The sequence below is a fragment of the Mesobacterium hydrothermale genome, assembly GCF_035818635.1.
Lineage (GTDB): Bacteria > Pseudomonadota > Alphaproteobacteria > Rhodobacterales > Rhodobacteraceae > Mesobacterium_A > Mesobacterium_A hydrothermale.
The window spans coordinates 77,143-92,700 of sequence record NZ_JAYLLH010000010.1; the positions used below are offsets into that span (position 1 = coordinate 77,143).

The 15,558-nt window shown below is 61.8% G+C and carries 15 protein-coding genes and 1 tRNA gene; 2 read left to right on the forward strand and 14 right to left on the reverse strand.

Annotated features, from left to right (window positions below):
* Nucleotides 1-11: 11 nt before the first annotated feature.
* The 8 genes from rpoB to VK792_RS09320 form a co-directional block, all read right to left on the reverse strand.
* Nucleotides 12-4,148, reverse strand: coding sequence for a DNA-directed RNA polymerase subunit beta (gene rpoB, locus VK792_RS09285; RefSeq protein ID WP_326297259.1), 4,137 nt, complete (start codon nucleotides 4,146-4,148; stop codon nucleotides 12-14).
* A 580-nt stretch (nucleotides 4,149-4,728) separates the two neighbouring features.
* Complete coding sequence (rplL, locus tag VK792_RS09290) at nucleotides 4,729-5,109, reverse strand: 50S ribosomal protein L7/L12 (RefSeq protein WP_326297192.1); 381 nt, start codon at nucleotides 5,107-5,109, stop codon at nucleotides 4,729-4,731.
* Nucleotides 5,110-5,181: 72 nt separating this feature from the next.
* A complete protein-coding gene (rplJ, locus tag VK792_RS09295; RefSeq protein ID WP_326297193.1) occupies nucleotides 5,182-5,694 on the reverse strand; it encodes a 50S ribosomal protein L10 in 513 nt (170 codons plus the stop codon).
* Between the two features lie 359 nt (nucleotides 5,695-6,053).
* The gene (gene rplA / locus VK792_RS09300; protein WP_326297194.1) at nucleotides 6,054-6,752 is read right to left on the reverse strand and encodes a 50S ribosomal protein L1; all 699 of its coding nucleotides are present in this window, start codon (nucleotides 6,750-6,752) and stop codon (nucleotides 6,054-6,056) included.
* Nucleotide 6,753: 1 nt separating this feature from the next.
* Nucleotides 6,754-7,203, reverse strand: coding sequence for a 50S ribosomal protein L11 (gene rplK, locus VK792_RS09305; RefSeq protein ID WP_326297195.1), 450 nt, complete (start codon nucleotides 7,201-7,203; stop codon nucleotides 6,754-6,756).
* Nucleotides 7,204-7,481: 278 nt separating this feature from the next.
* On the reverse strand, nucleotides 7,482-8,015 hold the full coding sequence (nusG, locus tag VK792_RS09310) for a transcription termination/antitermination protein NusG (RefSeq protein WP_326297196.1): 534 nt from the start codon (nucleotides 8,013-8,015) through the stop codon (nucleotides 7,482-7,484).
* A 191-nt stretch (nucleotides 8,016-8,206) separates the two neighbouring features.
* Nucleotides 8,207-8,404, reverse strand: a complete 198-nt coding sequence (gene secE, locus VK792_RS09315) for a preprotein translocase subunit SecE (RefSeq protein ID WP_326297197.1) — start codon at nucleotides 8,402-8,404, stop codon at nucleotides 8,207-8,209.
* Nucleotides 8,405-8,512: 108 nt separating this feature from the next.
* Nucleotides 8,513-8,588 (reverse strand) — tRNA-Trp (locus tag VK792_RS09320).
* 446 nt (nucleotides 8,589-9,034) lie between these two features.
* Between VK792_RS09320 and VK792_RS09325 the strand changes: the two genes are divergently transcribed.
* Nucleotides 9,035-9,277 carry a hypothetical protein gene (locus tag VK792_RS09325; protein ID WP_326297198.1) on the forward strand — a complete coding sequence of 81 codons (243 nt, stop codon included), beginning with the start codon at nucleotides 9,035-9,037 and terminating at the stop codon, nucleotides 9,275-9,277.
* 64 nt (nucleotides 9,278-9,341) lie between these two features.
* Here the strand turns inward: VK792_RS09325 and VK792_RS09330 are convergent, their stop codons facing one another.
* From VK792_RS09330 to VK792_RS09345, 4 genes are all read right to left on the reverse strand, one after another.
* On the reverse strand, nucleotides 9,342-10,001 hold the full coding sequence (locus tag VK792_RS09330; protein ID WP_326297199.1) for a CatB-related O-acetyltransferase: 660 nt from the start codon (nucleotides 9,999-10,001) through the stop codon (nucleotides 9,342-9,344).
* Between the two features lie 124 nt (nucleotides 10,002-10,125).
* On the reverse strand, nucleotides 10,126-11,121 hold the full coding sequence (locus VK792_RS09335; RefSeq protein ID WP_326297200.1) for a zinc transporter ZntB: 996 nt from the start codon (nucleotides 11,119-11,121) through the stop codon (nucleotides 10,126-10,128).
* A gap of 105 nt (nucleotides 11,122-11,226) precedes the next feature.
* Nucleotides 11,227-12,402: an elongation factor Tu gene (tuf, locus tag VK792_RS09340; RefSeq protein ID WP_326297187.1), complete on the reverse strand. Its 1,176-nt coding sequence runs from the start codon at nucleotides 12,400-12,402 to the stop codon at nucleotides 11,227-11,229.
* Nucleotides 12,403-12,553: 151 nt separating this feature from the next.
* The gene (locus VK792_RS09345) at nucleotides 12,554-13,210 is read right to left on the reverse strand and encodes a hypothetical protein (RefSeq protein WP_326297201.1); all 657 of its coding nucleotides are present in this window, start codon (nucleotides 13,208-13,210) and stop codon (nucleotides 12,554-12,556) included.
* A gap of 123 nt (nucleotides 13,211-13,333) precedes the next feature.
* Here VK792_RS09345 and VK792_RS09350 point away from each other — a divergent pair, with 123 nt between their 5' ends.
* Complete coding sequence (locus VK792_RS09350) at nucleotides 13,334-14,698, forward strand: cytochrome P450 (RefSeq protein WP_326297202.1); 1,365 nt, start codon at nucleotides 13,334-13,336, stop codon at nucleotides 14,696-14,698.
* 4 nt (nucleotides 14,699-14,702) lie between these two features.
* Here VK792_RS09350 and VK792_RS09355 read toward each other — a convergent pair whose 3' ends face one another.
* Entirely contained in the window at nucleotides 14,703-15,275 is a 573-nt protein-coding gene (locus VK792_RS09355) for a cob(I)yrinic acid a,c-diamide adenosyltransferase (RefSeq protein WP_326297203.1), read from the reverse strand.
* Between the two features lie 20 nt (nucleotides 15,276-15,295).
* Nucleotides 15,296-15,499, reverse strand: a complete 204-nt coding sequence (locus tag VK792_RS09360) for a twin transmembrane helix small protein (RefSeq protein ID WP_326297204.1) — start codon at nucleotides 15,497-15,499, stop codon at nucleotides 15,296-15,298.
* Nucleotides 15,500-15,558 lie beyond the last annotated feature (59 nt).

Below are 15,558 nucleotides of genomic sequence, written 5' to 3' on the forward strand. Positions count from 1 at the left end.
CGCCCTTGCCGTTACTCTTCCTCCTCCGCATCCAGGAGTTCCATGTTGAGGCCCAGGCCGCGGACCTCCTTGACGAGAACGTTGAACGATTCCGGCACGCCGGCCTCGAAGTTGTCTTCGCCCTTGACGATCGACTCGTAGACCTTGGTCCGGCCTGCCACGTCGTCCGATTTCACCGTCAGCATTTCCTGCAGGGTGTAGGCAGCGCCATAGGCTTCCAGGGCCCAAACTTCCATTTCCCCGAAACGCTGACCGCCGAACTGCGCCTTCCCGCCCAGCGGCTGCTGGGTGACCAGGCTGTACGGGCCGGTGGACCGCGCGTGGATCTTGTCGTCGACCAGGTGGTGCAGCTTGAGCAGGTACTTCACGCCCACGGTCACGGGACGCTGGAACTGCTCGCCGGTGCGGCCATCGAAGAGGATCGACTGGCCCGAGGTGTCAAAGCCTGCGCGGGTCAGGGCGTTGTTCACATCAGCCTCTTTCGCGCCGTCGAAGACCGGCGTCGCGATCGGCACACCCCGGGTGACATTGCTGGCCGCTTCGACCAGTTCGTCCTCGGACATGTCCTTGAGACCTTCGTTATAGACCTCTTCGCCATAGGCCAGCTGCATCGCTTCGCGCACAGGGGTCAGGTCGCCGGTCCGGCGATAGTCCTGCAGCGCGTCGTCGATCTTGATGCCCAGTCCGCGTGCGGCCCAACCCATATGGGTTTCAAGGATCTGACCGACGTTCATCCGCGACGGCACGCCCAGCGGGTTCAGACAGAAATCGACCGGGGTCCCGTCGGCAAGGAACGGCATGTCCTCGACCGGCACCACGCGCGAAATCACACCCTTGTTGCCGTGACGGCCGGCCATCTTGTCGCCCGGCTGCAGCTTGCGCTTCACCGCCACGAACACCTTGACCATCTTCATCACGCCCGGGGGCAGGTCGTCGCCACGGCGGACCTTTTCGACCTTGTCCTCGAACCGGGCGTCCAGCGCACGTTTCTGGGCTTCGTACTGGTCGTGCAGGGCCTCGACGATCTTGGCGTCGTCCTCGTCCTTCAGCGCCAGCTGCCACCACTGACCGCGGGTCAGGGTTTCGAGCAGCTCTTCGTTGATTTCCGAGTTCGCCTTGACGCCCTTGGGACCCTTCACCGCGATCTTGCCTAGGATCATGTCCTTCAGACGGGCATAGATGTTGCGGTCGAGGATCGCGAGTTCGTCGTCGCGGTCACGCGCCAGGCGCTCGACCTCTTCACGCTCGATCTGCAGGGCGCGTTCGTCCTTGTCCACGCCGTGACGATTGAACACGCGCACTTCGACCACCGTGCCGAAATCGCCCGGCTTCACCCGCAACGAGGTGTCGCGCACGTCCGATGCCTTTTCGCCGAAAATGGCGCGCAGCAGCTTTTCTTCCGGGGTCATCGGCGATTCACCCTTCGGGGTGATCTTACCGACCAGAATGTCGCCCGGCTCTACGTCCGCACCGATGTAAACGATGCCCGCCTCGTCAAGGTTGCGCAGCGCTTCTTCACCGACGTTCGGAATGTCGCGGGTGATCTCTTCCGGGCCAAGCTTGGTGTCACGGGCGGCGACTTCGAATTCCTCGATGTGCACGCTGGTGAACACGTCATCCTTGGCGATCCGTTCGGAAATCAGGATCGAGTCTTCGTAGTTGTAGCCGTTCCACGGCATGAAGGCGACGATGACGTTCTTGCCAAGCGCCAGTTCCCCCATGTCGGTCGACGGACCGTCCGCGATGACCTCGTTCTTGCCAACCCTGTCACCCACCTTCACCAGAGGCTTCTGGTTGATACAGGTGTTCTGGTTCGAGCGCTGGAACTTGCGCATCCGATAGATGTCAACGCCCGGATCGCCCGGCGACAGGTCTTCGGTGGCGCGAACCACGATCCGCATCGCGTCGACCTGGTCGATGATCCCGGCGCGCTTGGCCATGATGGCCGCGCCCGAGTCACGGGCAACCACGCCTTCGATCCCGGTACCGACCAGCGGCGCTTCGGCGCGCAGGGTCGGAACCGCCTGACGCTGCATGTTCGAACCCATCAGAGCCCGGTTTGCGTCGTCGTTTTCCAGGAACGGGATCAGCGAGGCCGCGACCGACACCAACTGCTTCGGCGACACGTCGATCAGGTCCACGTTTTCGCGCGGGCTGAGGGTGTAGTCACCGGATTTGCGGGTCGACACCAGTTCGTTGATAAACTTGCCGTTCTCGTCCAGCGTCGCGTTGGCCTGTGCCACGGTGTGGCGCATTTCTTCGGTGGCCGACATATAGTGGACTTCGTCGGTCACCTGGCCATCGTTCACCACACGGTACGGAGTTTCGATGAAACCGTACTTGTTGACGCGGGCAAAGGTGGCAAGGCTGTTGATCAGACCGATGTTCGGGCCTTCCGGCGTTTCAATCGGGCACATCCGGCCATAGTGCGTCGGGTGCACGTCGCGCACCTCGAAGCCGGCGCGCTCACGCGTCAGACCACCCGGGCCAAGCGCCGACAGGCGCCGCTTGTGCGTGACTTCCGACAGCGGGTTGGTCTGGTCCATGAACTGGGACAGCTGCGACGAGCCGAAGAATTCGCGCACGGCGGCAGCGGCCGGTTTCGCGTTGATCAGGTCCTGCGGCATGACGGTGTCGATTTCGACCGACGACATGCGTTCCTTGATCGCGCGTTCCATCCGCAGCAGACCGACACGGTACTGGTTTTCCATCAGTTCCCCTACCGAACGCACCCGGCGGTTGCCGAGGTGGTCGATGTCGTCGATGTCGCCGCGACCGTCGCGCAGATCGACCAGCGCCTTGATGCACTGCACGATGTCATCACGGTCAAGCGTGCGCTGGGTGTCTGGTTTGTCCAGCGCCAGGCGCATGTTCATCTTGACCCGGCCCACGGCCGACAGGTCATAACGCTCGCTGTCAAAGAACAGCGTGTCGAACAGGGCCGATGCGGCTTCGACGGTCGGCGGCTCGCCCGGGCGCATGACGCGATAGATATCCATGAGCGCGCCGTCGCGGCTCATGTTCTTGTCCATCGCCATGGTGTTGCGCATGTACGGACCGACGTTGATGTTGTCGATGTCCAGAACCGGGATATCGGTGATGCCCGCATCCAGCAGATCCTTCAGCGACCCGCCAGTCACTTCGCCGTCCTTGTCGACGGTCCAGGTCAGCTCATCCCCGGCTTCGACATAGATCGCGCCGGTGTCTTCGTTGATGATGTCCTTGGCGACGTATTTGCCGACGATGTGTTCGAACGGAACCAGCAGGTGAGTGATCCTGCCCTCGTCGATGATCTTCTTGACGGCGCGCGGGGTCACTTTCTTGCCGGCTTCGCAGATCACCTCTCCGGTGTCGGCGTCAACCAGATCGAACTGCGGTCGGGTGCCGCGCACACGCTCGGGGAAGAACTGGGTTTTCCAGCCGCGGTTCCGTTCGAGCGAAAAGTTCACGGTCTCATAGTAAGCATCCATGATGCTTTCCTGATCGAGACCCAGAGCATACAGCAGCGTCGTCACCGGCAGTTTCCGGCGGCGGTCGATGCGTGCGAACACGATGTCCTTGGCGTCGAACTCGAAGTCCAGCCAAGACCCGCGATAGGGAATGATCCGGCAGGCGAACAACAGCTTGCCCGAGCTGTGCGTCTTGCCCTTGTCGTGATCGAAGAACACGCCCGGCGAACGGTGCATCTGGGAAACGATGACGCGCTCGGTGCCATTCACGATGAACGTGCCGTTGGGAGTCATGAGCGGCATGTCGCCCATGAACACGTCCTGTTCCTTGATGTCCTTCACCGACTTGGCGCCGGAATCCTCGTCGACATCGAACACGATCAGGCGCAGCGTGACCTTCAGCGGCGCGCTGTAGGTCATGTCGCGCTGCATGCATTCATCGACGTCGTACTTCGGCTTTTCCAGCTCGTAGTTGACGAATTCCAGAACGGCGGTTTCGTTGAAATCCTTGATCGGGAAGACCGACTGGAACACGCCCATGATGCCTTCACCTTCGGTGGGCTGGGGCTGATCGCCGGATTTCAGGAACAGTTCATAGCTGGATTTCTGAACCTCGATGAGGTTCGGCATCTCCAGCACTTCACGGATCTTGCCGTAGTATTTGCGAAGACGTTTCTGACCAAGAAAGCTTTGCGCCATGACGTATGTCACCTTTCGATATCTCGTCGAGAAAACGCGTCGTCGGGCTCGGCGCGCTTCGTCAGTGACGGCAAACAACACGATCCATTCTCGGCACACGTCCCACCGTGCACCACTCGATCTTTTTGCTCCCTGCCTTGAGAAACCCCTTCGCGAAGGGGCTTTTCAAGCCGGGGACTGTCGGAATATCGCTATATTTCCTTGATTTTTCAGAACCTTGCCTGAGGTATCTGGGGAATACAGCTGGATATATATGCGCTGGACGGGCTCCCGATATCTCAAATGACAACAGCGGCTTCGAATCAACGAACCCGCAAGAGACTACCGAATATTCCGTGAACGCCACGAGCGCAAGTCCCCAGCCGGGGATTTGCGACATTTCTGCGTGCGCTTAAGGTGTCAAACTCCGCCGCACACGTCAAGACTGCGCGCCGCCCAACACGCCCCCAGAGGTAAAATTAAAGGGCTGGACAGGTCATTTGTGGCGTGCGTGCACAGCACCCCACCACACCGAAACAGGGAAACGAAAACAGGCGCTCCGTTTCCGGAGCGCCTGCGAATTTCCGTCCGAAGACCGAAATTACTTGAGCTCGACCTTGGCGCCAGCTGCTTCCAGCTTGCCCTTCAGCTCTTCGGCTTCGGCTTTCGAAACCTGCTCTTTCACGGCCTTGCCACCGGCTTCCACCAGTTCCTTGGCTTCTTTCAGGCCCAGACCGGTGATGCCGCGGACTTCCTTGATCACGTTGATCTTGGATGCGCCGGCGTCGACGAGGATGACGTCGAATTCGGTCTTTTCTTCTTCAGCTGCGCCGGCGTCTGCGCCCGGTGCTGCTGCCATCATGACGGCGCCGCCGGCGGCGGGCTCGATGCCGTACTCATCCTTCAGGATGGTTTTCAGTTCTTGTGCTTCCAGCAGCGTCAGGTTGACGATTTGCTCAGCAAGTGCTTTCAGATCAGCCATTTCAGACTCTTTCCGTTTCTAAGTTGTGTTCCAACGTCCAGGCTTTTGCCCCACGCGGTTCCCAAAGTTGCCTTACGCAGCTTTCTCTTCGATGGTCGAAAGAATGCTGGCGATATTCGAAGCAGGTGCGCCAATGGCCCCGGCGATGTTCGAAGCCGGTGCGCCGATCATGCCTGCGATGGTAGCGATAAGCTCCTCGCGCGACGGCATCTTCGACACAGCTTCCACACCGGCGCGGTCCAGTGCGGTACCACCCATGTTGCCGCCAAGAATTTCAAACTTCTTGTTGTCCTTGGCGAAGCCCTCGACCACCTTGGCAGCTGCCACGGGGTCTTCGGAATAGGTGATCACGGTCATGCCCAGCAGGTATTCCCCGATGCTTGCAGCGGGGGTGCCTTCCAGGGCAATCTTGGCGAGCCTGTTCTTGGCGACGCGAACCTGAGCGCCACCCTCACGGGCGCGACCGCGCAGATCCTGCATCTCGGCAACTGTAAGACCCTCGTAGCGGGCAACCACCACGACGCCAGAGCTTTCGAAGATCTGGCCGAGTTCCTCGACCACTTTCTCTTTCTGGGCTCTATCCACAGTTTCACTCCAGTTATTGGAGGGGGCGACCCCTCCGGCTCTCTTCAGCCAGACCGGTTGGCCTGACCTGATGGTCCGAATTCGGGTCGTCGCCACGCGCCCCCGGAGTGAAGTCCCGGAACGAATGTCTGGTCCCGCCTCAGGCAGGAATTACAGGCTTTTGCCAACCCACCGTCTCGGACGAAATAGGGGTTCCGCGAATCGTCACGAAACCCCGTGCCTGCGCAATAGGCCTTTTGCTTTCAATTGTGAAGGGGCGATGTCGGAAAATCCCCTGGCCCACTGCAAAAACACCTGTGCCCAAAAAGAAAAGAGCGGGGTTTTCGCCCCGCCCTTCCCGATCGTTTGCGATCCGCAGATCACTCGACGTTGGCCGAGTCCACTGCGATCGTCACACCCGGACCCATGGTCGAGCTGAGCGCGATCTTTTTCATGTAGGTGCCCTTGGCGCCCGACGGCTTGGCCTTTGCAACAGCGCTGACGAAGGCGCGGATGTTTTCGGCCAGCTTGGCTTCGTCGAACGATGCCTTGCCGACGCCTGCATGCACAACACCGCCCTTTTCAGCGCGGAACTGGACCTGGCCGCCCTTGGCGTCCTTGACGGCTTGCGCCACGTCCATGGTCACAGTGCCGACCTTCGGGTTCGGCATCAGGTTGCGCGGGCCAAGCACCTTACCCAGACGACCGACGATCGGCATCATGTCCGGGGTTGCGATGCAGCGATCAAAGTCGATCGTGCCGCCCTGAATGGTTTCCATCAGGTCTTCTGCACCGACGATATCGGCGCCGGCGGCGGTTGCTTCGTCAGCTTTCGGGCCACGGGCGAACACGGCGACACGCATGGTTTTACCGGTGCCGTTGGGCAGGCCGATCACACCGCGCACCATCTGGTCTGCGTGACGGGTATCGACGCCCAGGTTCATCGCGATCTCGACGGTTTCGTCGAACTTTGCGTTGGCGTTGGACTTCACCAGTGCGACGGCTTCTTCGACCGTCAGGTCGTCTTTGCCGGCGAATGCTTCACGGGCGGCGCGGGTGCGTTTTCCGAGTTTTGCCATCTTACTTCACCTCGATGCCCATGGACTTCGCGGAGCCCAGGATGATCTGCATTGCGGCTTCCACGTCGTTCGCGTTGAGGTCCTTCATCTTGGCCTCGGCGATTTCGCGCACCTGCTTGGTGGTCACGGTCGCAATGGTTTCACGGCCGGGCTTTTCGGCACCGCGCGGACGGTTGCGCTTGCCAACGGGCTTCAGGCCAGCAGCTTTCTTCAGGAAATAGGACGCCGGCGGCGTCTTGATGTCCATGGTGAAGGACTTGTCCTGATAATAGGTGATCACGGTCGGGCACGGCGCGCCGGGCTCCATTTCCTGCGTCTTGGCGTTGAACGCCTTGCAGAATTCCATGATGTTGATGCCGCGCTGACCCAGGGCGGGGCCCACGGGCGGCGACGGGTTGGCTTTGCCTGCAGGGATCTGCAGCTTCATCTTGCCGGCGAGCTTCTTGGCCATCGGCGTTCTCCTTTACAACACCCTTGGGACGCGTCCCTTGGGCAGGTTATGTTGCGTGGTCTGGTCCGGGTTTCGCGAAACCCTCGCCTCCCACGTTTGGCACACCACCCGAGTCGCCCCGGCCAGCATGAAGGCGCCGAATAGGGCAGCGCGCCCCAAAACGCAAGGGGTCTTGGCCCCGGCGAAACAGTGGCAACGCCAAACAGGCCCCGAATACAAACCCGGACACAAAAAAGGCGCCTGACCGGCGCCTTTTGCTTGTCTGTCCTGGCGGCAGATCAACCCTGCTTCGTCACCTGGGTGAATTCAAGCTCCACCGGGGTTTCGCGACCAAAGATCGACACCGACACCTTCAGGCGCTGGTTGTCTTCATCGACTTCCTCGATCATGCCATCAAACCCTTCGAACGGGCCATCGTTGACCTTGACCCTTTCGCCGATCTCGAACCGGATCAGGGTGCGCGGCTGTTCTTCGCCTTCGGCGACGCGGCCAAGGATCGCCTCGACCTCGGCATCGCGCATCGGCATCGGGCGGCCTTGCGGCCCCAGGAACCCGGTGACCCGATTGATCGAGTTCACAAGGTGATAGCCACGGTCGGACATTTCCATCCGCACAAGCACGTACCCAGGCATGAAGCGGCGTTCGGTCGTGACCTTCTTGCCGCGACGCACCTCGATCACTTCCTCGGTCGGAACCAGAACCTCGTCGATCTGATCCTGCAACCCCTGCTCTTCCACAGCTTGCCGGATCTGCTCGGCGATTTTCTTCTCGAAATTCGAGAGCACGCTGACCGAATACCACCGCTTCGCCATCTGGTCCCAAACCCTTGTCCTGTGCCGGTATGTTCCGGCTGTCGTCATTACGACCGCCCATCGCGGTCACCCAAAACGAAAAGCGGCGTGCGACACGAATCTGTGCACGCCTCGCTTTGGGAAGTTGCATGTCCCTACCCGCGGGTCGCAGCGAATTCAAGAGCGTCCCGCGGTCTTCCTGTTGGCCAGGCTCAGCCAAGCATTGACAGTACGGCCTTCAGCCCTTCGCGGATACCGATATCGACCAGCGAAAAGAACGTGGCGGTCAGCGCGGCCAGGATGAACACCATCATCGTCGTCAGCATGACCTCGCGGCGCGACGGCCAGACGATCTTGGCGACTTCGGCGCGGACTTCATGGATGAACTGGATGGGGTTTTTCGTGGCCATGGAGCAGCCTTCCGTTGCGCGAATGGATATCAGTTTGCGGCGATATACGCGCGCCCCGCCAAGGAAACAAGCCCGCGACAGGTCAAACGGACATCGAATGTCTGAAAGTGGCAGGGGCAGCAGGGTTCGAACCCGCGACCTACGGTTTTGGAGACCGTCGCTCTACCAGCTGAGCTATACCCCTAAGGCCGAGCCGGGGATTAGCCGATGCCCGAAGGGTAATCAAGAGGGCATGACACGAAATCTCGCACGGTTCCGAGGATATGGCCCGGGGCGATCTGGGCCTTCGGTGGATCAGCCACGCCCTGGGTACGGGAAAATTTCCGCGAGCACGAAATTTTTTCCTGTCGCGATCACATGGTTTTCACCTCCGCTCTCGCCGGTTCACGCGATTGGGTAAAAGGGTGTCTTGCGTCGCTCTAAAACCCGCACCCCGCCCGGCTGATCCGCTTTACCTGTGCCTGCCCGCTTCCGTTCAAGGGCACGGTCACGCGACCCGGCGCGCGCAATTCGTGATTTCAAATCGGGCGGCTCGTACCCCACTTCAGCGTGGCCGACACAGAGTGCCGACGGACAAAAACATGGTTACCGGCCCCCAGACCGGGGCCACAAACAGAAAGGACCAAGACCATGAAAAACCTCATCCTGACCTCCGCACTTGCTCTGGCCACCCTGACCGGGGTAGCATACGCAACAACGTCCGACGTCAATGTCACCAGTGGTGACCTGGCGATCATCCAGCACTATGCCCCCGGTGACGATGTCACGGGCCTGAGCCCGCAGGACATGGAAACGCTGTTGTCGTACATCCACTCCGGCCGGACCGAGAGCGAGAAGTTCGACTTCGTGCGCGGCTGGCTGGAACACTCGTAACAGGTTCCGGCCAACCAGCCGCAAGGTTCCCGATCTTGCGCTGATCCCTCAGAGCGGCGACCCGTCAGTAACGGGCCGCCGCTTTGCGCAAGGCGTCCAGATCGCCGCCGCAGATCGCCGCTTCGGATTGCAGGATGCGGTCGATGGGCCAATCCCACCAGCACAGTTTTTGCAGCTCTGTGACGATTTCAGGCGCAAACCGCGGGCGTAGCACCTGTGCCGGATTGCCGCCGACGATGCTGTAGGCGGGGATCCGTCCGCCCACAACGCTGCCCGCGCCGATGATCACGCCATTGCCGATTTCGGCGCCTGGCAGGATCATGGCGCCGGCACCGATCCAGACATCGTGACCAACCATGGTATCCCGGCCCGGTCCCGGCATCGACGGGCGACCCGGCGCGGTGGCACCATCGAAAATGGCGAACGGATAAGACGAGAACCCGTCATACCGATGGTTGGCCGAGGCGGTGATGAATTGCACACCGCTGGCGATCTGACAAAACTTGCCGATCACCAGCTTTTCCGGCGAGAACGGAAAAAGATAAGGCGCCAGCGTCGCCCCCCAGTCCTGGGGTGGGTGATGCGCGCTGGCATAGGTGTAGTCGCCCACCTCGATGCGGGGGTGCTCAATCACGGGTTTCAGGAAAACGGTGCCCGGGTGGGCTGTGCCATCCGGCAGGATGACAGGGTTGCGCACGTCCGGCGCAGGAAATTGGGCAGGCATGGGACCTCCGGGTCTGCAAGCGTTTCGGAAAAACGATTCAGATCGCGGTCTTGTCCATGTCACCCTCCATCGGTTTCGGACGAAACCTTAGCAGGTTACGTACAAAACCGAAAGGGTGGCCCGGTCAGATCCAGCGCAGCCGCCGCAGGATCACCATCTGCAGCGCCACCAGCAAAACCAACGCGCCAGAGAACACCCAGAACGCGCCGGGCGTACTGGCCCCGGGCAACCCCGCCACATTGATGCCGAACAGGCCGGTCAGAAAGCCCAGCGGCAGGAACAGTGCCGACAGGATCGACAACAGGTACATGTTTCGGTTCAGCCGGTCCGACAACTGCGAGGCAAGCTCGTCGCGTACCAGCGCCATACGATCGCGCATCGCATCTGCGTCTTCCACGATCCGCTCCAACGCATCCAGTTCCTCGGCGAGATGGCGCAGGTCTTCGGGTTCCAGCCAGTCGGGATAGCCCGTCTGCAACATCCGCATCGCATCCCGCTGCGGCTGAAGATAACGGCGCAAGATGATCGCGCGACGGCGCAGTTCGATCAGCCGGGGACGGATGTCTTCGGGCGGGCTGTCGGAAAGCACCTCTTCCTCAAGCATGTCGGCCTGTTCTTCCAGCCCGCTCCAGAAATCCTCGATCCGGAAATTCAGCCGTTCCGTAAGGCGCACCAGAAAGTCCGCCGCGTCGGTTGGTCCCGTGCCAAGGCGCAGCGATTCGGCGATGTCGCCGACGGCATGCACCCGTCGGCGCGACAGGCTGACAATGCGGTGCGGGTCAACCCAGAGCCGGACCGAGACCATGTCCTCGGGATCCTGACCGGTGTTCATGTTGATTCCGCGCAGGATCACGATCAGCCCGTCCCCCACGCGGGTCACCCGGGGGCGCGTTTCCTCGGCCACCAGCGCATCGACGATGCTGGCGTCGAGATAGGACAGGTTTTCCGCGATCCAGTCGGGCGTTTGCGGGTTCTGGGCCCGCAGATGCACCCAGGCCAGCGTATCGGCGCGCAACAGGTCAGGCACGCGCGCGCCCTCAAGCGGCTGGCCGGCGTCGGCCCCGTCCAGCACGAAGGCACAGGAAATCGGATGATCTGCCTGGGAATGGATATCGCTCATGCGGTCAAGATTACGACCACGGGCAATCCGCGCCTAGAGCAAAAGGAAAGGGCCGCCCGGTTCGGGCGGCCCTTGGAACATGGTGTGGCCGTTGCGGTCCAGGTCTTATTCGATGACCTTGGAGACGACGCCCGAACCGACGGTGCGGCCGCCTTCGCGGATGGCGAAGCGCAGGCCGTCTTCCATGGCGATCGGTGCGATCAGCTCGACGGTGAACTTCAGGTTGTCGCCCGGCATCACCATCTCGGTGCCTTCCGGCAGCTCAACCGTCCCGGTCACGTCGGTGGTCCGGAAGTAGAACTGCGGACGGTAGTTCGCGAAGAACGGCGTGTGACGGCCGCCTTCTTCCTTGGTCAGGATGTAGACCTCGGCTTCGAACTTGGTGTGCGGGTTCACCGATTTCGGCTTGCACAGCACCTGGCCACGCTCAACCGCCTCGCGGTCGATGCCGCGCAGCAGCGCGCCGATGTTGTCGCCGGCTTCCCCGCGGTCCAGCAGCTTGCGGAACATTTCAACACCGGTACAGGTGGTGGTCTGCGTGTCCTTCAGGCCGACGATCTCGATGGTGTCACCCACGTTGATCACGCCACGCTCGACACGGCCGGTCACAACCGTGCCGCGGCCCGAGATCGAGAACACGTCTTCGATCGGCATCAGGAACGGCTGGTCAACCGCGCGCTCCGGCTGCGGGATGTACGCGTCAACCGCTGCCATCAGTTCGCGGATCTTGTTCTCGCCGATTTCCGGGTCACGGCCTTCCATCGCCGCCAGCGCGGAACCCGCGATGATCGGAATGTCGTCGCCCGGGAAGTCGTACTCGGACAGCAGCTCGCGCACTTCCATTTCCACCAGCTCAAGCAGTTCCTCGTCGTCAACCTGGTCGACCTTGTTGAGGAACACCACCATCGCCGGAATACCGACCTGACGGCCCAGCAGGATGTGCTCGCGGGTCTGCGGCATCGGGCCGTCAGCCGCGTTCACAACCAGGATCGCGCCGTCCATCTGCGCCGCACCGGTGATCATGTTCTTCACGTAGTCGGCGTGGCCGGGGCAGTCGACGTGCGCATAGTGACGCGCGTCGGTTTCGTATTCCACGTGCGCGGTCGAGATGGTGATCCCGCGGGCTTTCTCTTCCGGCGCGCCGTCAATCTGGTCATACGCCTTGAAGTCACCGAAATACTTCGTGATCGCAGCCGTCAGCGTCGTCTTGCCGTGGTCAACGTGACCGATCGTGCCGATGTTGCAGTGCGGCTTGCCGCGCTCAAACTTTTCCTTTGCCATCTCTCCACACGCCTCGTGGTTTGGGGGTCCCCTGACCCGGGTTTCATCGCGGGCCGTTTATTGGGTGACACAGGGAAAATCAAGCACTACCTGAACAGTTCCCGGCGACGCATCACTTCGCCGCCGACAGGGGTCGGCTTGCCGCCCCGGGCTAGCCTTCGGCGGGCGTTTCCGGCAGGGCGGCGGGCTCTTGCGTGGTGGTTTCCGTCGCCTGGGCTTCGGGCACTGCTGGCGTTTCGGGGGCAACGCTTTCGGGGACAAGCGCGGGCACCTGGCCAAAGCGGTCGTTGGCCTCAAGCCCGCCAAACCAGCCCTTTTCGGCCTGCATCTTGCGCATCCACTTTTCCAGTTCCAGCGCGACATCGTCCGCCAGAATGCGAATCTGGTCTTCGCGGGTGTTGGCCAGCCGCGATTCGAACACCTTGATGACGCTGATGACTTCGGTCTCTTCGTTCAGCTTCTTGCCAGCGGCGTCGTCCCAGACAGTGACCCGCAGCGCCAGCGCCGATTTGCCCGGGACCACGGGCGGCGGAAGGGAATAGGCTTCGACGCTGATCCCCAGGTGGTAATACTTGTCGCCCTCAAAGCGGCGGAACCGTTTTTCGACCGCGGTGTCGACCGCGGCGATCCATTCCTCTTTCGTCGCATCGCGCGACACCAGCAGCTTTTCCAGATTGGGCGCCACGATCCCGGCATGTCCAAGACGGAAATCGCCCAGCGGTTCCCCCGGCTTTTCAAGGTCGTCGGTCGATGCTGCGCAAGCGGCAAGGCCAAGCAGCATCGAAAAGACAAGAAACAGTCGGCGCATCGGGCCCCCCTCTCTGGCAACCGGGTCTGGATAGCCGAAGGGTGCGCCCGGCGCAATCGGCCCGGTCTTTCCGACCGCCAGGTTGCGCCCTATGTTAGGGGCAGGTTGCCTACGGGTGTTGTCATGAACGATCTTTCGCCGCGTACCGCACGCGTCATGCCCGTCAGGGTGCCGCTGGTCACGCGCCCGCTGGGGCTGTGGGGCAGCCTGCGCAAGGTGCGCCAGAACGTGTTGGAGATCATCCCGGAACTGGCCACACGACAGCCCATGATATCTGGTCGCACCGGTGCGCGCTGGCACATGGTGATGGACCCGCAGGCGATCCGGCGCATGCTGATCGAAAAGTTGGACGACTACCCCAAGTCACTTGTCACCAAGAACCTGCTGCGTCCCGCAATCGGCGAGTCGCTTTTTATTGCCGAGGGCGCGCATTGGCGCTGGCAACGGCGCGCGGCGGCGCCCGTGTTTTCGGCGCGCAACGTGCTGAATCTGTCACCGATGATGAGCCATGCCGCCGACCGCGCGGTTTCCCGGATCGCAAATGCTGGACCGGGCGCGGTCAACGTGGCGGATGAGATGGTCACCACGACATTCGAGGTGATCTCCGACGTGACCTTTTCCGGAGGAGAGGCGTTTGACCGCGACGGGGTGCACCGCGCCATCGACGGCTATATTGCCGCGGCGGGCAAGATCTCGCTTTTTGACATGCTGGGAATGCCCGACTGGGTGCCGCGCCCCGGGCGGGTGATGTCCGGTGGCCCGCTGAAAGAGATGAAGCAGGTGGCAGACCGCGCCATCGACGACCGCAAGGCGCGCGGCCCGGCCGGCATTCCCGATCTGCTGGACCTGCTGCTGGCGGGCGAAGACCCGGAAACCAAACGGCAGATGAACACGGCGGAACTGCGCGACAACCTGCTGACCTTTATCGTGGCCGGGCATGAAACCACGGCGCTGACGCTTGCGTGGTCGCTCTACCTTTGTGCCTTCGATCAAGAGGTCCAGAACCGCGCCCGCGCCGAAGCGCACGCCGTGCTCAAGGGCCGGATTGCCGATGGCGCGGATGTGGAAAACCTGCCGTTCATTCGTAAGATCGTGGACGAGGCGCTGCGGCTTTATCCACCTGCGGCACTGGTGTCGCGAACCGCGCAGAAACCCGATGTGCTGGGCGGGCGCGCGGTGCAGAAGGGCGACACGGTGATGATCCCGATCTATGCGCTGCACCGGCACAAACTGCTGTGGGACCGGCCCGACAGCTTTGTCCCCGACCGATGGACGGACAAGCCCGAACGCTTTGCTTACCTGCCCTTCGGTGATGGCCCGCGCATCTGCATCGGCGCCAGTTTCGCGCTGCAAGAGGCGGTCATCATCCTGGCCAGCCTGCTGTCGGGATTTCGCTTCACCCCGGTGCCCGGCAAAGAGCCGCGCCCGGTGATGATCATCACTTTGCGCCCCGAAGGCGGGGTTTGGCTGAACGCGGAACCGGTCTGAGCCGTTACCGGTTCGCGCCCGGCACCCAAAGCGTATCGGCGCGGCCATCATCATTGGCGATGCGCGCGGCGACGAAGAACCAGTCGCTCAGTCGGTTGAGGTATTTCACCGCCTCGGTGTTCACCGCTTCCATGGTCGCAAGTTCGACGGTCAGCCGTTCCGCACGACGCGCAACCGTGCGGCAATGGTGCAGATGCGCCGACAGCGCCGACCCGCCCGGCAGGATGAAGCTGCGCAACGGCTCCAGCCGCTTGTTCATCGCGTCGATTTCGCGTTCCAGCCGCGTCACCTGTTCGGCGACCATGCGCAGCGGCGGGTAGTCGCGATCAGCGTCCTTTTCCATGTCGGGCACGCACAGGTCCGCCCCAAGGTCGAACAGGTCGTTCTGGATATGCGCCAACTGGGCATCCAGATCGCCTGTCGCGTGCAGGCGCGCCAGGCCGACGACGGAATTCAGTTCGTCCGAAGTGCCATAGGCCACAACGCGCATTGAATGCTTGGCGACGCGCGCCCCATTGCCCAGCGCGGTTTCACCTGCGTCCCCGGTCTTGGTGTAAATCTTGTTCAGAACAACCATTGCCTGCCCTCTTGCCTGTTTCAGCCCTTGTGCCGGATCCAGGTGAATCCGACGATCAGAACCACCGCGATGAACTGGGCGATGATCCGCCAGCGCATCGCCCGGTTCGAATACTTGGCGTTGAACGCCCCACCCTTGGCGAAGCTTGCGATGCCGAACATCAGAATGCCGACGACCGCCAGCATAGAGACGGCGACAAGGATAAACAGCGGATCGTCTTTCATGGCACTCTCCTGTCAGTGTGGCCTGGCGGCACGATGTAGCGGACCACGGGCAAAAAGCG

Bases quoted from the DNA above. Each gene is read 5' to 3' on its own strand.
- rpoB (WP_326297259.1), bottom strand. From the start codon at position 4,148: ATGGCGCAAAGCTTTCTTGGTCAGAAACGTCTTCGCAAATACTACGGC.
- rplL (WP_326297192.1), bottom strand. From the start codon at position 5,109: ATGGCTGATCTGAAAGCACTTGCTGAGCAAATCGTCAACCTGACGCTG.
- rplA (WP_326297194.1), bottom strand. From the start codon at position 6,752: ATGGCAAAACTCGGAAAACGCACCCGCGCCGCCCGTGAAGCATTCGCC.
- rplK (WP_326297195.1), bottom strand. From the start codon at position 7,203: ATGGCCAAGAAGCTCGCCGGCAAGATGAAGCTGCAGATCCCTGCAGGC.
- nusG (WP_326297196.1), bottom strand. From the start codon at position 8,015: ATGGCGAAGCGGTGGTATTCGGTCAGCGTGCTCTCGAATTTCGAGAAG.
- secE (WP_326297197.1), bottom strand. From the start codon at position 8,404: ATGGCCACGAAAAACCCCATCCAGTTCATCCATGAAGTCCGCGCCGAA.
- VK792_RS09325 (WP_326297198.1), top strand. From the start codon at position 9,035: ATGAAAAACCTCATCCTGACCTCCGCACTTGCTCTGGCCACCCTGACC.
- VK792_RS09330 (WP_326297199.1), bottom strand. From the start codon at position 10,001: ATGCCTGCCCAATTTCCTGCGCCGGACGTGCGCAACCCTGTCATCCTG.
- VK792_RS09335 (WP_326297200.1), bottom strand. From the start codon at position 11,121: ATGAGCGATATCCATTCCCAGGCAGATCATCCGATTTCCTGTGCCTTC.
- tuf (WP_326297187.1), bottom strand. From the start codon at position 12,402: ATGGCAAAGGAAAAGTTTGAGCGCGGCAAGCCGCACTGCAACATCGGC.
- VK792_RS09345 (WP_326297201.1), bottom strand. From the start codon at position 13,210: ATGCGCCGACTGTTTCTTGTCTTTTCGATGCTGCTTGGCCTTGCCGCT.
- VK792_RS09350 (WP_326297202.1), top strand. From the start codon at position 13,334: ATGAACGATCTTTCGCCGCGTACCGCACGCGTCATGCCCGTCAGGGTG.
- VK792_RS09355 (WP_326297203.1), bottom strand. From the start codon at position 15,275: ATGGTTGTTCTGAACAAGATTTACACCAAGACCGGGGACGCAGGTGAA.
- VK792_RS09360 (WP_326297204.1), bottom strand. From the start codon at position 15,499: ATGAAAGACGATCCGCTGTTTATCCTTGTCGCCGTCTCTATGCTGGCG.